Below are 21,629 nucleotides of genomic sequence, written 5' to 3' on the forward strand. Positions count from 1 at the left end.
TCATTCTGCCGGTTCGGACTGCAGGGGGAAGTTCAGCCGCGTCGCGTCGTGCGCGGCCAGCCACGCGCAGATCGCGGCAAGGAAAGCCGCGTTGCCAAGGATTGCGAAGTGATCGTCGCCGGCGACGCCGAGATCCGCCGCATCCGGGAAGCGCGACGCGAGCCGGTGGCGCTGCTGCAGCCGCCCCGCCGTCCACCAGCAGGCGGGACGCGCGACGAGCTTGGCGGGCCAGCCGGCCGTCTGCGCCAGCTGCGCCAGATGGCGACCGACGTTGAACGCACCGATGATGTCGTCGGCTCCGAGCAGATGATCGCCGGGCTGCAGCGGCGCCGTCCCGATCAAATCCTCGAGCAGGCGACGGATCGCCTCGTCCGTGGCGGGCTGCCCGGCGGCGCGCAGGGCTGCGGCCTCGGACCGGGCCGCCGCAAGCTCCACGCCCGGGACCGCGACGGACAACAGGCCGAGCAGGTCCTCGGTCCAATGCCGCGTAGCCGGACGCCGCTCGCCGGTGGTGAAGGGAACGAAGCTGTCGATCAAGGCGAGGCGCGCGACCGCCGCACCGCGCCGCTCCAGCTCCGCTGTGACGAGGCTTGCGATCAGTCCGCCCAGCGACCAGCCGATCAGATGATAGGGGCCGCGCGGTTGCGCCTGCACGATCTCGTCGGCATAGTCCGCGGCCATGGTGGCCAGCGATGCATCGGCAAAGGACGGCGCGATCAGGCTGCGGCATTGCAGTCCGATCAGCTGGCGCTGTCCCTCCAGTCGACGCGCCAGCGGCGCGTAGTCGAACACGGTGCCGAAGCCGCCATGGACACAGAACACCGGTAGCACGCCTGAGACCGCGGAATTCAGCGGCAGCAGGGCCGAGGGGCGCGCCGTGTTGCCGGCCGGCGGGCCGAGCAGCTCGCAGATGGTCGGCTTCTGCAGCAGATCGCGCAGCTTGATCTCGCCGCTGACGAGCGGCTCGCGGCGCAGCCGGGAGATGACCTTCAGGCTCAGGATCGAGTTGCCGCCGAGCTCGAAGAAATTGTCGGTGACGCCGACCTCCGGACGGCCGAGAACCTCGGCCCACAGCCGCGCCATCGCGACCTCGGCGGGAGTCTCGGGCGCGGTGAAGGCGCGCGCGGCGGCGATCTCTGGCGCCGGCAGCGCCCGGCGATCAACTTTGCCGCTCGACAGCGTCGGCAGGCGCGGCAGCACGATGATCCGCGCCGGCACCATATAGGCCGGCAGCGTCCGGCGCAGCGCGGCCGCAAGGCTTGTGGACAGCTGCTCGGCAGCCGGACCGACGGCGTTGCCGGGATCGCTCGGCGCCACATAGGCGACGAGCTGATTGCCGCCGGCAGCAGCGACGGCGATGACCGCAGCCTGAGCAACGGAGGCCTCCGACAGCAGCGCCGACTGGATCTCGCCGAGCTCGATGCGGAAACCACTGACCTTGACCTGGTCGTCGCTGCGCCCGAGATATTCGATGGCGCCGCTCGCGTCCCAGCGCGCGAGATCACCGGTGCGGTACATACGGGCGCCGGGATCTGATGCGAACGGATCCGGGACGAAGCGTTCCGAAGTCATACCGGGCTTGCCGTGATAGCCGCGCGCCAGGCCGAAGCCGCCGATGTAGAGCTCTCCTGCGGCTCCGGCCGGGACGACGTTCAACTGGGCATCGAGAATGTAGGCGGCGCGATCGCCGACGGGGACGCCGATCGGCGCATAGGCCTTGTCGCATTCAGCTGTTGCATCGACCTTCCAGACCAGCGGCGTGACCACGGTCTCCGTCGGGCCGTAGCCGTTGATCAGGGTCTGCGGCTGCAGCGTCCGCTTCACCTTGTCGAAGCCGGCCTTCGGCATCGCCTCGCCGCCGAACGAATACAGCCGCACGGGCGGCGGGTTGCCGGTCTGCTCCACCCAGTCGGCGAGCTGCTGCAGATAGGCCGGCGGCAGGCCGATATGCGTGGCCTCATGGGTGCGCAGCACCTCGACGGTCTGCTCCGGCGTCCACAGTTCGGCATCGCGCATCACCAGCCGGGCGCCGTGCGACAGCACCGTCAGCCAGCGCTCATGGGCGCCATCGAACGCCAGCGACAGGAAGTGCAGCTCGCGCGACTGCCGGTCAATCTCGTAGAGCGCGGCGGTGGCCCGGCAATGCATCGCCAGAGGGCCATGCGCCACGGCGACGCCCTTCGGCCGTCCGGTCGAACCGGAGGTGTAGATGACGTAGGCCAGGCTGTCGGCATGCAGTCGCGGCTGCGGCGCCTGGTCCGGCCCGCCCTCGGCATCGACGCGCAGCAGATCGATGCGCTGAACGTCAGGGGGCGCCGGAACATGCTGCGCGCCACACAGCAGAAACGCCGCGCCGCTGTCGCGGATCACGTAGTCGATCCGCTCCATCGGCAGCTCGGGATCGAGCGGCACATAGGCGCCGCCGGCCTTGAGCACGGCCAGCAGCGCCACCATCGTCCGTTCCGTGCGCTCGACGACGACGCCGACGCGCTGCTCCGGCTGCAATCCTCGCGCGATCAGATAATGCGCCAGCCGGTTGGCGCGGCGATCGAGCGCGCCATAGGACAGGCTGCTGCCTGCGACGCTCAGCGCGATGCGCTCGGGATCGATCATCGCCTGTCGGCTGATCATCTCGTGCACCAGCGGCACTGACGCTGCCGGCATCGCGTGAGCATTGCATGCGCGCGCGCGCGCCGTATCCGCTGTGGTGGCGGCGTCGAGTGCGCCGAGCAGCAGAGTGGCGTCCTGCGTCAAGGCTGCGAGCAGGTGCTCGAACTGCGCCCGGACCTGCTCGGCCTGCTCGGGCGTGAAATGGCTCGGCATATACGTGAACTCGACCTGCAGCTGGTCCTCCACCAGCACCGACAGGTCCATCGGATAGTTGGTCACGTCGACATGGCGCAGCCCGCCGAACCGCAGCGAGCCGTCGCCCTGCAGCAGGCCGCGTTCGATCGGATAGTTCTCGAACACGATGATGCTGTCGAACATCGCTTCGCCGGAGCGGCCGGCCCAGCCCTGGATATCGTAGAGCGGCGTCTGCTCATGGTTGCGGAGCGCGGCATTGCGGCCCTGGATCTCGCGCAGCCAGTCGCCGATCGTGGCCGCCGGCCTCGGCGTCTCGATCATCGGCAGCGTGTTGATGAACAGGCCGATCATCTGCTCGGCGCCGTCGAGACCGGCAGGGCGGCCGGCGACGGTGACGCCGAAGGTGACGGTCTGCTGGCCGGTGAAGCGCTGCAGCAGCAGCGCCCAGACGCCCTGGATCAGCGTGTTCAAGGTGATGCGCTCGCGGCGGGCAAACGCCTTCAAGGCCGCGGTCGCCTCCTCGTCGAGCCGGGTATGGCAGCGGCAATGGCCATCGACATCGTTCCTGCGGGAACCGAAGGCGTCGGCCAATTGGGTCGGCTGGTCGAACGCCGCCAGCTGGCCGCGCCAGAAGCGCTCGGCCGCCTTGGGATCCTGGCCGACGAGCCAGGCGATGTAGTCGCGGTAATGCGACGGCTGCGGCGCCAGCGCGCGCCCTGCATAACGCTGCAGGATCTCGCCGATGAAGCGCGCCGAGCTCCAGCCATCCATCAGGATGTGGTGATAGGTCCAGATCAGGCGGTGACAATCATCCGCCACCTGCAGCAGGCGGACGCGCTGCAGCGGCGGCTGGGCGAGATCGAACTCGGCGGCGCGCTCGGCGGCCAGCGCCGCTGACAACCGCGGCTCGTCAATCACTTCTCCGCGCCAGTCCTCGGTCGCGAAGGGAATGCTGACGTGACGGTGGACGGCCTGGAGCGGCGAGCCGGACAATTCGCGCCAGAGGAAGCCGGTCCGCAGCATCGGATGACGCGCCGAGACGTCCTGCCAGGCCGCGCGCAGGCGCGCGACGTCCAGCCCATGAATTTCGACGCTGATCTGGTTGACATAGACGCCGCTGCCGGCGTCGCGCAGGCTGTGGAACAGCATGCCCTGCTGCATCGGCGACAGCGGATAGATGTCCTCGATGCGGTCGCCGTCGAGACCGAGCCGCGTGAGCTCCGGCTCGCTCAGGCCGGACAGCGCGCCGCGTGCGAGCGGCGCGGTCGTCGCCTGCTCAGCCGCGGCGCGACAGAGCGGCGCCAGCAGCGCGATGGTCTGGTGCCGGAACACGTCCCTCGGCTCCAGCACGAGGCCGGCGCGGCGGGCGCGGCCGATGATCTGCAGCGAGATGATGGAATCGCCGCCAAGTTCGAAGAAGTTGTCGGTGACGCCGACCTCGTCGTGGTGCAGCAGCTCGGCCCAGATCGCGGCGAGCGCGGCCTCGGTGGGGTTGCGCGGCGCGACACGCTCAACGTCGGCCGGACGCGCGTCCGGCAGCGGCAGCGCCTTGCGGTCGATCTTGCCGTTCGGCGTCAGCGGCAGATGTGGCAGCACCATCACCCGCGACGGCACCATGTAGTCCGGCAGCACTGACGCCAGCGCCATGCGCAGTGTCGTGCCGTCGAGCGCGTCATCGCCGCTGACATAGCCGAGCAGCTGCCGGCTGCCGCCGAGCTCTTGGGCGACCACGACGCTGTCGCGCACCCCGCTCTCGTCACGCAGCCGCGCCTCGATCTCGCCGAGCTCGATGCGGTGGCCGCGGATCTTCACCTGGTGGTCGGCGCGGCCGATATGCTCGAGCACGCTATCGGCCCGCCAGCGCGCGAGGTCGCCGGTGCGGTAGAGCCGCCCGCCCGGAGGTCCGAACGGATCGGCGATGAAGCGCTCCGCGCTCAGCGCCTGACGATTCCAGTAGCCGCGGGCCAGGCCGTCGCCGCCGATGAACAGCTCGCCGGCGACGCCGATCGGCGCGAGATTGAGATCACCGTCCAACACATACAGCGTGGTGTTGCCGATTGGGCCGCCGATCACCGGCTGCGGATCGCGCGCATCAAGCAGATGCCGCGCCGACCACACCGTGGTCTCGGTCGGCCCGTAGACATTCCAGACCTCCCCGCTCAGCGCCGTCAGCCTTAGCGCCAGGTCCGGCGCCAAGGCCTCGCCGCCGCTCAGGACGCGGCAGCCTTCGGGGAGCCACGCCGTGGCAGGCTCGTGATCGAGCAGCATGCGCCAGCTCGACGGCGTCGCCTGGATCAAGGTGACGCCATGCCTGACAACGACTTCCTTCAGCGCCGCCGGATCATGCGCCGCGGCGCGATCGATCAGCACCACCTGCGCGCCATGGGTCAGCGGCAGCCACAGCTCCAGCACCGCGATGTCGAAGGACAGCGAGGTCAGAGCGAGCACGCGGTCCTCGCGCGCGATGCCCGGCTGCTCGGCCATGGTGGCCAGGAAGTTGGTCACCGCGCCGTGGCGAACCATCACGCCCTTGGGCAGGCCTGTCGAGCCTGAGGTGTAGATGACGTAGGCCAAAGTCTCCGGATGCACGGTGACATCAAGATTGCCAGTGTCCTCGCCACCCTCGCCCGCTAGGTGATCGAGCAGCCAGGCGTCTGCGCCGCTGCGCGCCAGGCCCGGTGCGAACTGCTGATGCAGGCTCGCCTGCGTCAGCAGCAGTTTTGTGCCGCTGTCGCTCAGCATGTGCGTCAGCCGCTCGGCGGGATAGTCCGGATCGAGCGGCAGATAGGCGCCGCCGGCCTTGAGCACCGCGAGCAGCGCCACCAGCATGGTTACGCCGCGCTCCAGCGCCAGGCCGACCACCACATCAGGTCCGACGCCGTGCGCCTGCAGCCGCCGCGCCAGCCGGTTCGCCCGCGCGTTCAGCTCGTGATAGCTGACGGTTGCATCGCCATGCACCAGTGCGGTCGCAGCCGGCGATCGCGCCGCCTGCGCCTCGAACTGCGCGACGAGGCCTGCAGGCATCGCAGGCATCGGCGTGTCGTTGACGCGCGCCAGCATCGCAAGGTCGTCAGGATCGGCGGCTGTCACGCAACCGACGGCCTGCGCGGCATCGGAGCTGATCGCCGCGAGCAGCTGCACATAGGCCGCCTGCAGCCGGCGGATCGCGGTCTCGTCGAAATGCCGGCGCTGGAAATTGAAGACGAGCCGCAGCTGGCCGTCGAGGCCGACGGAGATGAACAGCGGATAGTTGCTGGTCTCCAGGATCTGCGTGCGGCTGGCGCTGAGCCGGCCGCCTCTCGCCTTCAGGGCCTGGTCGACCGGATAGTTCTCGAACACCAGAATGCTGTCGAACAGGGTCCGGCCGGCACGTCCGGCGAGGCGCTGAATGTCGGCGAGCGGCATCCAGCCATGCTCGCGCAAAGCAAGGTTCCGCTCCTGCAGATCGCGCAGCCAGGCGCCGACGCGTTGCTGCGGCTTGCTGCGATCGACCATCGGCAGCGTGTTGATGAACAGGCCGACCATGTCTTCGGCCCCGGCGAGATCGGCCGGCCGGTCCGACACCGTCACGCCGAAGCAGACCGTGTCCTGCCCGGTGTGCCGGCGCAGCAGCTGCGCCCAGGCGGCCTGGACCACCGTGTTCAGCGTGACCCGCTCGCGGGTGGCGAAATGCTGCAGCCGGTCGCTGAGATCCTGGTCGACCGCCAGCACCAGCGCGCCGTGGTCCAGGGTGCCGCCGGCGCCGGCCGGCGCGATCAGGCTGGGCTCGTCGAGCTCGGCCAGCGCTGCGCGCCAGAAGTCACCTGACGCCGCGTGGTTCCTGTCCTGCAGCCAGGCGATGTAGTCGCGATAGCGCGGCGTGCCGGCCGGCAGCGTGCCCTGCTCCATCAGCTGCATCACCTCGGCCATGAAGCGGGACGAGCTCCAGCCATCCATCAGGATGTGATGATGGGTCCAGATCAGCCAGTGACGCGCGTCATCGAGCCGGATCAGCGTGAGCCGCTGCAACGGCGGCCGCGCGAGATCAAAGCCATCCGCGCGCACGCGGCGGGCGGTGGCGAGCAACGCGTCGTCGAGCGCATCGGGCGACAAAGCGGCGGCGCGGGCGCGCCAATCTTCCACCGTGACGCGCATCTCGGCGTGACGATAGACGACCTGCAGCGGCGAGCCTGACAATTCGCGCCACAGGAAGCCGGTGCGCAGCACCGCATGACGATCGCTGACGGCCTGCCAGGCCGCGCGCAGGCGCTCCGGATCGAGGCCCTGGATGTCGGCCGTCAGCTGGTTGACGTAGAGGCCGGTGCCGTCGTCGTGCAGCGCGTGGAACAGCATGCCCTGCTGCATCGGCGACAGCGGATAGATGTCCTCCACGTCGCGCCAATCCAGCGCGAGCGCATCGAGCTCGGCCTGATTCAGCTGCGACAGCGCCACGTCGGACGGCGTCAATCCCGCCGACCCGCTGGTGCAATGGGTGACCAGTTCATCGAGCGCCGCTACGAAGCCGTCGGCGAGCCGCGCGACCGTCGCTGTACGATAGCGCCTGCTGCTGAAGCCGAAGGAGACCTGCAGGCGGCCGGCCTGCACGCGGGCATTGATGGACAAGTGATGCCGCAGCGGACTTGACGCTGCGCGCGAGGGCCCCGCGCTCTCGGACGCGATCGCAAACAACGCGTCCTCGCTCGCGCTGTCGTCGAGCTGGCCGAGATAGTTGAAGCCGACGCGCGGCTCGGCGAGGTCAGCCAGCGCTGCGCGCTGAGCGTCGCTGCCGAGATGGCGCAGAATGCCGTAGCCGAGCCCCCGATGCGGGACCGCACGCAGCATCTCCTTGGTCGCCTTGATCAGCGACGGTGCCTCCTGCGCGCCGGCAGCCAATTGAAGCGGAAACGCGCTCGTGAACCAGCCGACGGTCCGCGACAGGTCGAGGCGAGCGTCGATATCCTCGCGGCCATGGCCTTCGAGCTCGATCAGGACGGTCTCGCGGCCCGACCACTGCCACAGCGCCCGCGCCAGCGCCGACAGCAGCAGATCATTGACCTGGGTGCGGTAGGCCGCGTGTGCCGGTCCCAGCAGCCGCGCCGTCAAGTCCGGCCCGATCGCGCGATGGACCTCCTCGGCATCGGAAACGAGATCGCACTCGGCATGATCGGTGTCGCAGGGCAGATCGTCGGAGGCGCGAAGCGTCGACCAGAACGGGAGCTCAGCCGCCAGCTCGGCCGAGGACGCGTAGGTGTGCAGCGCCGCGCCCCATTGCGCATAGGCATGCGTCTTCGACGGCAGCGAAACGGCGGCGCCGCCGCGCGCCAGCTGCGCACAGGTGGCCGCCAGGTCCTCCAGCAGGATGCGCCATGACACGCCGTCGACGACGAGGTGATGGATCACGATCAGCAGCCGCTGCTCGCCCTCCGGCAGATCCATGCCGACCACGCGAAGCAGCGGCCCTCGGCCAAGCGAGAGCGAGGCCTGAACATTGGCCGCGTATGCGGTGACGGCAGCACCGTCGGCGACCGCAGCGGTCTCGAAGACGTCGCATACGGGCCCGTGCTCGGCGTGCCAGACGCCGGCGATCCGTTCGAACCGCAGCCTCAGCGCATCATGATGGGTGATGACTGCGGTGACGGCGCGATGGACGGCGTGCCAGTCGAGGCGCTGCCGCGGCCGCAGCAGCACGGCCTGATTCCAGTGGTCCGGCGCCTCCAGCGCTTGCGCGAAGAATCTGAGCTGGATCGGCAGCAGCGGATGGGCGCCTGCGACCGCGCCCTGCTCCACTTGGACGGAGGACGGCAGCTCGGTGTGCGCCTCGCGCGCCAGCGCCTCCAGCGTCTGGTGCCTGAAGACGTCGCGCGGCTCGATTACGAGGCCGGCGCGACGGGCGCGGCTGACCATCTGCAGCGAGATGATGGAATCGCCGCCGAGCTCGAAGAAATTGTCGGTGATCCCGACATCGGGCTGGTGCAGCAGCTCGGCCCAGATCGCGGCCAGCGCGACCTCGTTCGGCGTGCGCGGCGCAATCCGGGTGGCGGCATCGGGCGCCTCGGGCGCGGGCAGCGCACCGCGGTCGACCTTGCCGTTGACCATCAGCGGCAGGCGATCGAGCACGACGATGCGCGACGGCACCATGTAGTCGGGCAGCAGCGCCGACAGCGCCTCACGCAGTGCGGCGCCATCGAGCGCAGTGTCGCCGCTGACATAGCCGACCAGTTGCCGGCCGGCACCGAATTCGCTGATGACCACCACCGCCGTGCCGACGCCGGGCTGCTGCAGCAGCCGTGCCTCGATCTCACCAAGTTCGATGCGGAAGCCTCGGACCTTCACCTGATGGTCGGCACGCCCGACATAGTCGATCGCACCGTCGCTGCGCCAGCGCGCCAGGTCGCCGCTGCGGTAGAGCCGCGCGCCGGGCGCGCCGAACGGATCGGCGATGAAGCGCTCCGCCGTCAGCCCGGAACGGCCGAGATAGCCGCGTGCGAGACCAGCACCGCCGATGTAGAGTTCGCCGGTCACGCCCTCGTCGACCAGATTGAGGTCGGCGTCGAGGATACGCAGCACGGTGCCTGGAATCGGGTGGCCGATCGGCACCCGCGCGCCGCTGTGGCCGCGGCAGTTCCAGTAGCTCGCATTGATCAGCGTTTCGGTCGGACCGTAGCGATTGTCGAAGCGGATCGCCGGAAAGGCGGCGAGCACCTGCTCCATGAGCTGGGCCGGCAGGGCTTCGCCGCCGGAGAACAGCCGCTTCAGGCTGACGCAGCAGCGGACCTCCGGCTCGGCGATGAACTGGGCCAGCATCTGCGGCACGAAATGCAGCGTGGTGACGCCGTGGGCGATGACCGCATCGATCAGCCGCCGCGGCTCGCGATGGGCGCCGGGCGGCGCGATCGCCAGCCGGGCGCCGGCGGTCAGCGGCCACAGGATTTCCCAGACCGCGACGTCAAAGCTGAACGGCGTCTTCTGCAGCAGGGTTTCATCGGGCGAAAGGCCATACTCGGCCTGCATCCAGGCGAGCCGCGCCGCCATCGCACCGCGCGTGCAGGCGACGCCCCTCGGCATGCCGGTCGATCCCGACGTGTAGATCACATAAGCGAGGCCATCGGCATGGGACGGCAGCCGGAGGTCCGCGCCGTCGGCTTCTGGAGCATCGATGGCATCGATGGCGATGACATCGGCGGCGACCTGCGTGGCCAGCGCCGAGAGCCGATCGTGCAGCGGCTGCTGCGTCAGCACAAGGCGTGCTCCGCTGTCGCGCAGCATCATCGCGAGGCGCTGGTCCGGATAGTCAGGATCGAGCGGCAGATAGCCGGCGCCCGCCTTCAGGACCGCGAGCACGGCTGTGACCAGATCGACGCTGCGCTCGAAGGCAAGCGCGACCGGCGCATCGCGGCCGACGCCCTGCGCGCGGATCTGCCGCGCCAGACGGTTGGCGCGCGCGTTCAGCTCGGCATAGCTGATCGTCTCGTGCTCCGAGATCAAGGCGATCGCGGCCGGCGATGCCGCAGCCTGCTGCTCGATCTGCGCGACGACGTCGCGCACCTCGTCCACCGCCGCCTGAGCCCCCGTACTCCAGCCGAGGAGTTTTTGCGCGATGACGTCGTCCAGCCCGAGCAGTTCGGCGAGCGGCCGGCCGCCCTCGCCGGCGATCTGCTCGAGCAGGTTGCCGAAGGCCGCCTGCATCCGCGCGATCTGCTGGTCATCGAACCGGCTGCGGTCGTAGCGGAAGCCCAGCCGGATGCCCGAGCCGCTCGCGAACACGGCGATGGTCAACGCGTAGTTGGTGATCGAGATCTGCTCGGCCCGGCTTGCGCGGGGTCCATCCGCGGCCTGGTCCTGCAGCACGTTGTCGATCGGATAGTTCTCGAACACGAAGATGGTGTCGAACAGCGGCCGGCCGGCCCGGCCCGCCAGCCGCTGGATCTCGTACAGCGGCATCCAGCCGTTTTCGCGCAGATCGACGTTGCGATCCTGCAGGCCGCGCAGCCAGTCGCCGACATTGGTCTGCGGGCTGGTGTCGTCGAGCACCGGCACGGTGTTGATGAACAGCCCGACCATCTCCTCCGCGCCGGCAATCTCGGGCGGCCGGCCCGAGATGGTGGCGCCGAAGCAGACGGCCTGCTGCCCGGTCAGCCGCCGCAGCAGCTGCGTCCAGGCGCCTTGCAGCAAGGTGTTCAAGGTCACCCGCTCGCGCCGCGCCGCGGCCTGCAGCCGCTCGGTGCGCGCCGCATCGATCACGAGGTCGACCGAGGCGTGGCCCTCCGCAGGCTGCGACGGCCCACCAAGCGCATCGGCGAGCAGGCTCGGCTCGGCCAGCCCTGACAGTAGGCCCGACCAGAACGCGCCGGAGGCTTCGCGATCCCCGCGCTGTAGCCAAGCGATGTAGTCGCGATAGCTGCCCTGCGACGGCAGCACCGCTTTGCCGCGCACATGCTGCATGATCTCGGCGACCAGTCGTGCGGCGCTCCAGCCGTCGAGCAGGATGTGGTGGTGCGTCCAGATCAGCCGGTGCACACCACCGCCGAGATCGATCAGGCGCACGCGCTGCAGCGGCGGCCGCGACAGGTCGAAGCCGGCCTGCCATTCGGCGCGCGCCGCGACCGCGAGGGCCTGCTCGCGCTCGGCCGTGCCCATCGTCGCGAGCCGATCGCGCCAGTCTTCCACGGCGAAGGGAACCTCGACGTGCCGGTGGACCACCTGCTGCGGCGCGCCGGCGAGGTCGCGCCAGACGAAGCCAGTGCGCAGTACGGCGTGATCGGCCGAGATCGCCTGCCACGCCGCGCGCACCCGCGCGGGCTCGACATCGCTGATGTCGACGGCGATCTGGCTGACATAGCTGCCGCTGCCGGCATCGCGCAGCGCGTGGAACAGCATGCCCTGCTGCATCGGCGACAGCGGATAGATGTCCTCGATCGCGCGCCAGTCGAGCGACGCGCCGAGACTATCGAGCTCGGATTGACTGAGCAGAGACAATGGAACATCGGACGGCGTGATGCCGCCAACGCCGCTCGTGCAGTGCGCGACCAGCTCGCGCAACGCGGTGGAGTAATGCTGGGCCAGGCGCTCGACCGTCTCGCGGCGATAGCGCCGGCGGCCGAAGCCGAAGGTCAGCCGCAACTGGCCGTCGAACACCTGGCCGTTGATGCTGAGCCAGCGGCCGAGCGGCGCGCTGAGGCTGCGCGACGGCCCGGCGCTTTCCGGCGCCACGCTGAACGCACGGCCGGACCCGAGGCTGGTGCCGAACTGGCCGAGATAGTTGAAGACGATGCGCGGATCCGCTGTTGCCAGCGCGCGGCGCTGCTCGGGGCTGCCGCAATAGCGCAGCACGCCGTAGCCGAGGCCACGCGCGGGAATGGCGCGCAACTCCTCCTTGATCGACTTGATCAAGGTCGCATCATCGCTGCCGCCTTGCGACAGGCGAACCGGAAACGCGGTCGTGAACCACCCGACCGTCCGTGACAGCTCGACCCCGTCGAAAATGTCCTCGCGGCCATGTCCCTCCAGCTCGACGAGAACGTCGTCCTGTCCGCTCCAGCGGGCCACGGCGCGGGCCAGCGCCGCGAGCAGAAGATCATTGACCTGGGTGCGATAGGCCGCGGGCGCGTCCTTCAGCAGCTGTGCCGTCAAGTCAGCATCGAAGGCGACGACGACGTCCTCGCCGTCGGCGACCCGATCGACTTCGCCATGATCGTCATCGCAGGGCAGATCGCCGTCGACCATCCGCGTCCGCCAGTAGTCGAGTTGCTCCGCCAGCTCCGGCGCCGCGGCATAGGCCTCCAGGCGCCGGCCCCATGATGCGACCGACTGACTCCGGGCGGGCAGCACGATCGTCGCCGTGCCCTGCACCGCCTGCTCATAGGCGGCTGCGATGTCCTCCAGCAGAATGCGCCAGGAAACGCCGTCGACGACCAGATGATGCACGACGATCAGCAGCCGCTGGCTGCCATCCGCCACGTCCATGCCGACCAGGCGCAGCAGCGGCCCGTGCAGCGACAGGCTCGCCTGAGCCATGGCCGCAGTTGCCGTGATGCCGGCGGCGTCAGCGACGGCGCGCGTCCACAGCAGATCATCGATCGGCGGCATCTCGCCGCGGCGCGCCTGCCAAGCGCCGTCGCGCTGGATGAACTGCGTCTGCAGCGCATCGTGGTGCGACACGAGCGCCGCGACGGCGCCGGCGATGGCCCGCCAATCGAGCCGTGCGCGCGGCACCAGCATGACGGCCTGATTCCAATGATGCCGCTCGCCGGCGTCCTCGGCAAAGAAGCGCCGCTGGATCGGCAGCAATGGCAGCGGGCCGTGATCGTGCCCCGCCGGCTCTACCGGGACAGCGGCCGCCGGCGCGTGGCGCGCGACGCGCGCGAGCGCCTGCAGCGTCTGATGGCGGAACAGGTCGCGCGGCTCGAGCGACAGGCCGCGCTGGCGCGCGCGCCCGACCACCTGCAGCGAGATGATGGAATCGCCGCCGAGCTCGAAGAAATTGTCGGTGAGGCCGATGCGCGGCTGCCCGAGCAGCTCGGCCCAGATCTCCGCCAGTGCCGTCTCCGCCGGCGTCTGCGGCGCGACATGATCGCGCTCGGCCGTCAGTTGCTCGGGAACCGGCAGCGCCTCGCGATCGACCTTGCCATGGGCGGTGAGCGGCAGCTCTGCGAGCGCGACGATGCGCGCCGGCACCATGTAGTCCGGTAGTTCGTCCTGCAATGCGAGGCGCAGCGCTGTCTCGTCGAGCGCCTCCGCGCCACTGACATAGCCGATCAGCTGCGGCCGGCCGCCGACCTCGCGGGCCACGACCACGGCCGATTGCACGCCGGCCTGGCGCGTCAGGCGGGCCTCGATCTCGCCGGGCTCGATGCGAAAGCCGCGGATCTTGAGCTGATGGTCGGAGCGCCCGAGATAGTCGATCACCCCGTCGGCGCGCCAGCGTGCGAGATCGCCGGTGCGGTAGAGCCGCGCGCCGGGCTCGCCGAACGGATCCGGAATGAAGCGCTCCGCGGTCAGCGCGGGCCGCTGCCAGTAGCCGGTCGCGAGCCCCTCGCCGCCGACATGCAGCTCGCCGGTGACGCCGACCGGCACGATGTTGAGATCGCCGTCGAGCACCATCCCCGAGCGCCGGCCGACCGGCCGGCCGATCGGCGCATAGGCGCAATCGATCTCGGCATCGGCCTCGACCTTCCAGACCAGCGGCGTGACCACGGTTTCGGTCGGCCCATAGCCGTTGATCAGCTTGCGCGGCCGCAAGGCGTGCCGGATCTTGTCGAAGCCGGCCTTCGGCATCGCCTCGCCGCCGAAGGAATACAGCGACACCGGCGGCGGATCACCGCGCCACGCGGCGAAGTCGGCGAGCTGCTGCAGATAGGCCGGCGGAAAGCCGGCATTGGTGACCTGCTGCGCGCCCATCACGGCGAGCGTCTGCTCGGCCGACCACAGTTCAGTGTCACGCATCACCAGCGCCGCGCCACAACTCAGCGCCGTCCACAGCCGCTCATGGGCACCGTCGAAGGTGAAGGACAGAAAGTGGAGCTCGCGCGATCGCGGGCCCATCTCGTAGAGCTCGGCGGTGGCGACGCAATGCATCGCGAACGGGCCGTGGCCGACGGCGACCCCCTTCGGCAGGCCGGTCGAGCCCGACGTATAGATCACATAGGCAAGGCTCTGCGGGTGGACCTCGGCCGACGGATCGGCGTCCTCGCCTGGAGACGCGATGGTGCCGAGATCGACGATGCTCACGCCCGGCATCGGCGGCAGAGGCACAGAGCCCGCGGCGTCGACCAGCACCGTTCGCACGCCGGCATCGCGGATGATCGCCGCCACGCGCGCCGGGGGATGATCGGGATCGAGCGGCAGATAGGCCGCCCCGGTCTTCAGCACGGCAATGAAGGCGGCTACCAGATCCAGCGAGCGCGGCAGCCTGATGGCGACCAGCGCGCCGGCACCGACGCCCTGCGCCTGCAGCTGCCGGGCGATCGCGTTGGCGCGGCGATCGAGCGCGGCATAGCTGATCATGGTATCGCCGAAGATGACAGCGGGTGCATCAGGCCGGCGGTGCGCATGCGCGGCGAAGTGGCGGTGCACAGGCAGGAACGGCCCGATGTCGGCGGCGCATTCATTCCATCTGTCGACGTCGGCATGTTGCTCCGCGGAGAGCAGATCGAGTTCGGCGATCGGGCGCGCCGGATCGGCCGCCATCGCCTCGAGAATGCGCCGCCAATGACAGGCGAGCCGCTCGATCGTGACGCGGTCGAACAGCGCGCGCGCAAACGAGAACAGCGCAACAATCTCGCCAGATGGCGCTTCCTCGCTGTCAACAGCGAGGTCGAATTTGACCGTGTCGATGTCAGGCGCGATCGGCACGATCTGCAGCTCGGCCGCGGCCGCATGCGCCGGCTCGCGCCGGCGCTGGTGATTGTACAGCACCTGGAACAGCGGGTTGTGACTGAGGCTGCGCTGTGGCTGCAGCACGTCGAGCAGCCGCTCGAACGGAATGTCCTGGTTGTCCTTTGCCTCGAGCGAAGTCTCGCGCAGCCCGCGGATGACATCGGCGATGCTGCTGCGGCTGTCGATGGCCGAGCGCAACACCTGGGTGTTGACGAGCAGGCCGATCAGCCGGCGGGTTTCCGGGCGATCGCGGTTGGCGACGGGAACGCCGACGCTGATGTCGGACTGGCCGCAATAGCGGTACAGAACCAGCTTCAGCGCTGCGAGCAGGACGACGAACAGCGTCGTCTCGTGCCGGCGCGCCAGGGTGCGCAGCCGCTCCGACAAATCGTCGCCGAGCGACTGCCGGACGCCGTCGCCGGACGGATCGGGCTCGGCCGCGCGGGCACGATCGAACGGCAGCTGCAGCATCGCCGGTTCGCGCAGGCGCGCGGTCCAGTAGCTCAGCTGCCGCTCGCCTTCGACGGCGTTCGCCCACAACGCCTGCCACGCCGCGTAGTCGGCGGCATCGATCTCGGTCGCCGGCAGCGAGGCCGCCTCGCCGCGGACCTCCGCCTGATAGAGCTGCCAGAACTCTTCGGTCAGCAGTTGCAGCGACCAGCCATCGGCGATGATGTGATGCAGCGTGACGGTCAGGATGTGCTCACACTCGCCGAGCGCCAGCAGAGCGGCGCGCAGCAACGGGCCAGCTTCGAGGTCGAACGGCAGCGCCGCCTCGTCGCGCCGGACGCGCGTGGCCTGCTGCTCGCGATCATCGCCGCCGAACATGATCCGGCGCAGCGCGACAGGACGCGGCGAACAGACGATCTGCTCGGGCGCATCGCCATCCTGTAGAAACACGGTGCGGAGCGCGGCATGCCGGATCACCAGCTGGTCCAGCGCCCGCTGCAAGGCGTCGATGTCGAGCCGGCCGCGCAAGCGGACCGACACGGGCAGATTGTAGGCCGCGCTGCCCGGATCCATTCGCCACAGGAACCAGAGACGGGCCTGGGCGGAGGACAGCGGTGCGCGCTCCAGCCGTTGCCGCGGGATCGGCAGGATCGACAGGTCGATGCCCTTGGCCTCCAGCTGCGTCAGGAAGGCGCGCTGCTTGCCCGCATCGAGACGCGCAAGGCGCCGCGAGATCTCGCTGAGCTGCTGAGACTGAAGTCCGGACTGATCATTCATTGGCGAGCTCGACTTCCTTCAGTAGATCGAACATGGCGGCGATGTCGTCGTTGCGCCGGCTCGCCGGCGGATCGGCCGCGAGGGCCGAGGCCATCCGCTCGACCGTGGTCAACTCGAACAGCCGCTTCAGCGGCAGGTCCTGCGCCAGGTCGCGCTTGATGCGGCCGATGAGCTGGACCGCGGTCAGCGAGTCACCGCCGAGTTCGAAGAAATTATCGGTCACGCCGACCGCATCGTGGTGCAGCAGCTCGGCCCAGATCGCGGCGAGCGCAGCCTCGGTCGGGTTACGCGGCGCGACCCGCTGGACGTCGGCCGGATGCGCGTCCGGCAGCGGCAGCGCCTTGCGGTCGATCTTGCCGTTCGGCGTCAGCGGCAGATGTGGCAGCACCATCACCCGCGACGGCACCATGTAGTCCGGCAGCACTGACGCCAGCGCCATGCGCAGCGTCGTGCCGTCGAGCGCGTCATCGCCGCTGACATAGCCGACCAGCTGCCGGCTGCCGCCGAGCTCGTGGGCCACCACGACGCTGTCGCGAACGCCGCGCTCGCCGCGCAGCCGTTCCTCGATCTCGCCGAGCTCGATGCGGTGGCCGCGGATCTTCACCTGATGGTCGGCGCGGCCGATATGTTCGAGCACGCCCTCGGCCCGCCAGCGCGCGAGGTCGCCGGTACGGTACAGCCGCCCGCCGGGAGATCCGAACGGATCGGCGATGAAGCGTTCCGCGCTCAGCGCCTGACGATTCCAGTAGCCGCGTGCCAGACCGTCACCGCCGATGAACAGCTCGCCGGCGACGCCGATCGGCGCAAGATTGAGATCACCGTCCAGCACGTGCAGCGTGGTGTTGCCGATGGGGCCGCCGATCACCGGCTGCGGATCGCGCGCATCGATCAGATGCCGCGCCGACCACACCGTGGTCTCGGTCGGCCCATACACATTCCAGACCTCGCCGCTCAGCGCCGTCAGCCGCCGGGCCAGGTCCGGCGCCAAAGCCTCGCCACCGCTCAGCACGCGGCAGCCTGCGGGCAGCCACACTGCCGAAGGCTCGTGATCGAGCAGCATGCGCCAGCTCGACGGCGTCGCCTGGATCAGGGTGACATCATGCCTGATAACGACCGCTTTCAGCGCCGCCGGATCATGCGCCGCGGCGCGATCGATCAGCGCCACCTGCGCGCCATGAGTCAGCGGCAGCCACAGCTCCAGCACCGCGATGTCGAAGGACAACGAGGTCAGAGCGAGCGCCCGGTCGTCGCGCGCAATGCCCGGCTGCTCGGCCATGGTGGCCAGGAAGTTGGTCACCGCGCCATGGCGGACCATCACACCCTTGGGCAGCCCGGTCGAGCCGGAGGTGTAGATGACGTAGGCGAGGGTCTCCGGATGCACGGTGACATCGAGATTGCCTGCGTCTTCGCCGCCGCCTTCGCTGGCGATATCATCGAGCAGCCAAGCGTCTGCGCCGCTGCGCGCCAGGCCCGGTGCGAACTGCTGATGCAGGCTCGCCTGCGTCAGCAGCAGCTTGGTGTCGCTGTCGCTCAGCATGTGCGTCAGCCGCTCGGCGGGATAGTCTGGATCGAGCGGCAGATAGGCGCCGCCCGCCTTGAGCACGGCGAGCAATGCCACCAGCATGGTGACGCCCCGCTCCAGCGCCAAGCCGACGACTACATCCGGGCCTACGCCATGCGCCTGCAGCCGCCGCGCTAGCCGGTTCGCCCGCGCGTTGAGCTCGCCGTAGCTGACAGTCGCATCGCCATGCACCAGCGCGGTCGCAGCCGGCGAGCGCGCCGCCTGCGCCTCGACCTGCCGATGCAGACATGGCGCATCGGCGAAGGACGCAGCCGTCGCATTCCACGCCTGCAGCAGCCGCGCGCGATCATCGGCGGGGATGACGTCGAGCTGGCGCATCGGCGTGTGCGGCGCAGCCTCCAGCGCAGAGGCCAACTGCTCCAACGCCTGCTGCATCATGGCGCAGATCCGATCCGGTGCGACCTCGGCGGCAACCTGGGCGGTCAGACGAAGGCCGTCGCCATCATCGTCGATCGCGAGCATCAGCGGATAATTGGTGCGCTCCTCCGCCCGCAGCCATTCGATGTCCTGCAACACAGCGTGCGCGCCCGCCGGCTCCGGCCGTCCGCCATGGCGGAAATTCAGAATCGCGGAGAACAGCGGCGCCGGCGGCGCGACGCCGCTGCAGCGCTGCGCCACCGCCAGCGAGGCATGCTCGTGCTGCATCAGCTCCGCCAGCCGTGCATGGGCCGCCCGCGCGCCGGCTTCGACCGAGCGGCCATCAAGATCAAGGCGCAGCGGCAGCGTATTGATGAACAGGCCGAGGCTGCGATCGAGGTCGGCGCCGGCCTGCATGCGACCGAGCAGCACGGTGCCGAACACGACCTGCTCGCGGCCGCTGCTGCGCGCCAGCACTTGCCCCCAGGCGAGATGGCAAAGGCTGGCGATGCTCACGCCGAGCCGGCGTGCCTCGGCGCGCAGCCGTGCATCGAGCGTCGCGCTCAGCGAAAGCTTGGCCTCCGAGATCCCGCCACCGTCGCTGCGCACCTCCGTGAGGCCGAACGGCGCCGTCGGCGCGTCGATGTCGGATAGCATCTGCCGGAAGAAGCCCTGCTGCGCATCATGCGCAGCGCCATCGCGGGTCTGGGCGACGAGATTGCGGAACGGCACCGGCGCGCTCAGCAGCTCGCGGCGATCGGACAGGATGGCCCCGACCTCCTGGTGGATCGCCTGCAGGGTCCAATGGTCGCCGATCAGATGATGCAGCAGGACTTGCAGCAGCACGCGGCCGGTTGCGGGATCGTCAGCAACGGCGAAGCGAAGCAGCGGGGCCTGCGCCAGATCGAGCCGCAGCGAGCGCGGATCGAAGCGGCGGGCAAGCTGCAGTTCCGCCGGCGCATCACCAGCGAGCACGACCTCGGTCACGTCGAGCCGTGCCCGCCGCCAGACGATCTGCGCCGGCGTCGACAGCTCGTCCCAGACGATCGAGGTCCGCAGCACGTCGTGGCGGTCGATTACCTCCTGCACGGCGGCGAGATAGCGGTCCAACAGAGCACGGCTCGGAAACGCCATCTGCGCCACGAACACGTAAGGGTCGCCTTCGGTCGCCAACACATGGTGGAACAGGATGCCTTCCTGCAGCGGCGACAGCGCGTAGATGTCCTGAACATTGCCGATGCCGCCGGGCACGCGGCTGACCACATGGTCGATCTCGGGCTGGGTCAGCCTGATCAGCGGCAGCAGCTCCGGTGTGATCGCCGTCGTCTGCGCGGTGATGAGGTTGGCGGGGACCGCGGTCTCGTGGCCGCGCTGCAGGCTGGCGGCGAGATCGCGCAGCACGGGCTTAGCGAACACCGTATGCGCTGGAATCACCAGCCCCTGACGCTTCAGGCGTTCCATCAGGCGAACGACGAGCAGCGAATGGCCGCCGAGCTCGAAGAAGTGATCGTTACGTCCGACCTGTTCGACGCCCAGCAGCTCGCGCCAGACCGCGGTAAGCATCTGCTCGGCCTCGCCTTGCGGCGGATCATAGTCGCGATGTGAGAATGCCTGATCATCCGGCAGCGGCAGCGCGCGCCGGTCGATCTTTCCGTTCGGCGTCAGCGGCAGCGCATCGACGCGCATGATCGCCGCAGGCACCATGTAGTCCGGCAGGCAACCCTGCAGATAGGCCCGCAAGCGGGTCGCCAGGTCCGCCGCCGCTGCCAGATCGTCGGAGGCAACGACATATGCCACGAGCCTGACATCTGCCGGCGTATCACCCCGCGCCAGCACCGCACAGTCGCGCACGCCGGGATGAGTATTGAGGCGAAACTCGATCTCGCCGAGCTCGATGCGGAAGCCGCGGATCTTCACCTGATGGTCGTTGCGCCCGAGGAACTCGATGTCGCCATCCGGCAGATAACGGCCGAGATCGCCGGTACGGTACATCCGTGCATCGGGGGCCGCGCTGAAGGGGTCGCGGGCAAAACGTTCCGCTGACAGATCGGGCCGGTTGAGATAGCCGCGAGCCACGCCGGCGCCGCCGATCCAGATCTCGCCGACCGCACCGCGCGGCACCGGGAGGCCTTCGGCATCGAGCAGATAGATGCGTGCATTGGCGATCGGGCGTCCGACCGGCACGAGGCCACCGGCAAAATCCGGCGGACGGCGCCATGCGGTCGCGCAGACGGTGGTTTCCGTCGGGCCATAGGCGTTGAAGACGGCGACGCGCCGCGGCAGCGACGCGAACAGCTCGGCCCGCGGCAGTTCGCCGGCCAGCACGAGAACGTCGAGATCGGCGAGCCGTGCCAGATCCGGCCTGCCCTGCAGCATCGCCGGCGGCAAGGTGGCATGCGTGATGCGGTGATCGACCAGATAGTCCAGCAGCGCTGCCGCGTCGCGGTGCTCGTCCTGCCCCGGCAGATGCAGCTCGGCGCCGGAACACAGCGCCATGACGATGTCCCAGACGCTGGCATCGAAGCTGAACGAGGCGAACTGCACGATGCGGCTGTGCGGGCCGACGTCGAACAGAGCGACCTGCGCCATCGCGAGATTGACGAGGCCGCGATGCTCGAGCATCACGCCCTTCGGCCTGCCCGTCGAGCCCGAGGTGTAGATGACATAGGCGAGATTGCGCGAGGTCACATCGCAGCCGGCGAGATCCGGCACCTCGTCCGGCAGCTTCTCCCAGCGCGAAGCGTCACGCTGCACGTCGACGACGGGACAGCTCACCGCGCCGAGCGTCCGTGCGCCCTCGGCATCGCAGAGCAGCAGGATCGGACCGGCGTCCTCGACGATCTCGCGCAGGCGCTGCGGCGGATAGGCCGGATCGAGTGGCAGATAGCCGGCACCCGCCTTGAGCGTCGCGAGCACGCTGACGATGACGTCGAAGCCGCGCTGCTGGCAGATCGCAACCAGGCGATCAGCGCCGGCGCCGAGCGAGATCAGATGCTGCGCGAGCCGATTGGCCTTGGTCTCGAGCTCGCGATAGGTGAGCCTGATATCGCCATGGACCAGCGCCACCGCGGATGGCTGCCGGCTGGCTTGGTCGGCAATCAGCTCCTGGATGCAGCGGTCCGCTGGGAATGGCGCCGCGGTGCTGTTCCAGCCGTCCAGCAGCAAGGCGCGCTCGTCGGCCGCCAACAGGTCGATCCGGTGCGCCGGCTGGTCGCTGTCGGCCACCATGGCCCGCAGCGCGGCAAGCAGATACGACCGGTGGCGCTGCACCGTCGCCTCATCGAACAGCGCGGTCGTATAGTTC

Annotated in this window: 2 protein-coding genes (1 of these 2 running past the window's edge); both read right to left on the reverse strand. The window is 69.4% G+C overall.

Features of this window, described 5'->3' with window-relative positions; genetic code table 11:
• A complete protein-coding gene (locus tag ACQR1I_RS09990) occupies positions 1 to 16,386 on the reverse strand; it encodes a non-ribosomal peptide synthase/polyketide synthase (RefSeq protein WP_434864450.1) in 16,386 nt (5,461 codons plus the stop codon).
• Positions 16,379 to 21,629, reverse strand: partial view of an amino acid adenylation domain-containing protein gene (locus ACQR1I_RS09995; protein WP_434864451.1) — the 3' portion only. Its footprint extends 1,328 nt past the window's final position; only the last 5,251 of its 6,579 coding nucleotides appear in the window; its start codon lies off the right edge, out of view — the gene reads right to left on this strand; it ends in the stop codon at positions 16,379 to 16,381. The genes ACQR1I_RS09990 and ACQR1I_RS09995 overlap by 8 nt, the downstream gene beginning before the upstream one ends.

Origin of the sequence: Bradyrhizobium sp. HKCCYLS2038, from assembly GCF_051167655.1 — a bacterium.
Lineage (GTDB): Bacteria > Pseudomonadota > Alphaproteobacteria > Rhizobiales > Xanthobacteraceae > Bradyrhizobium.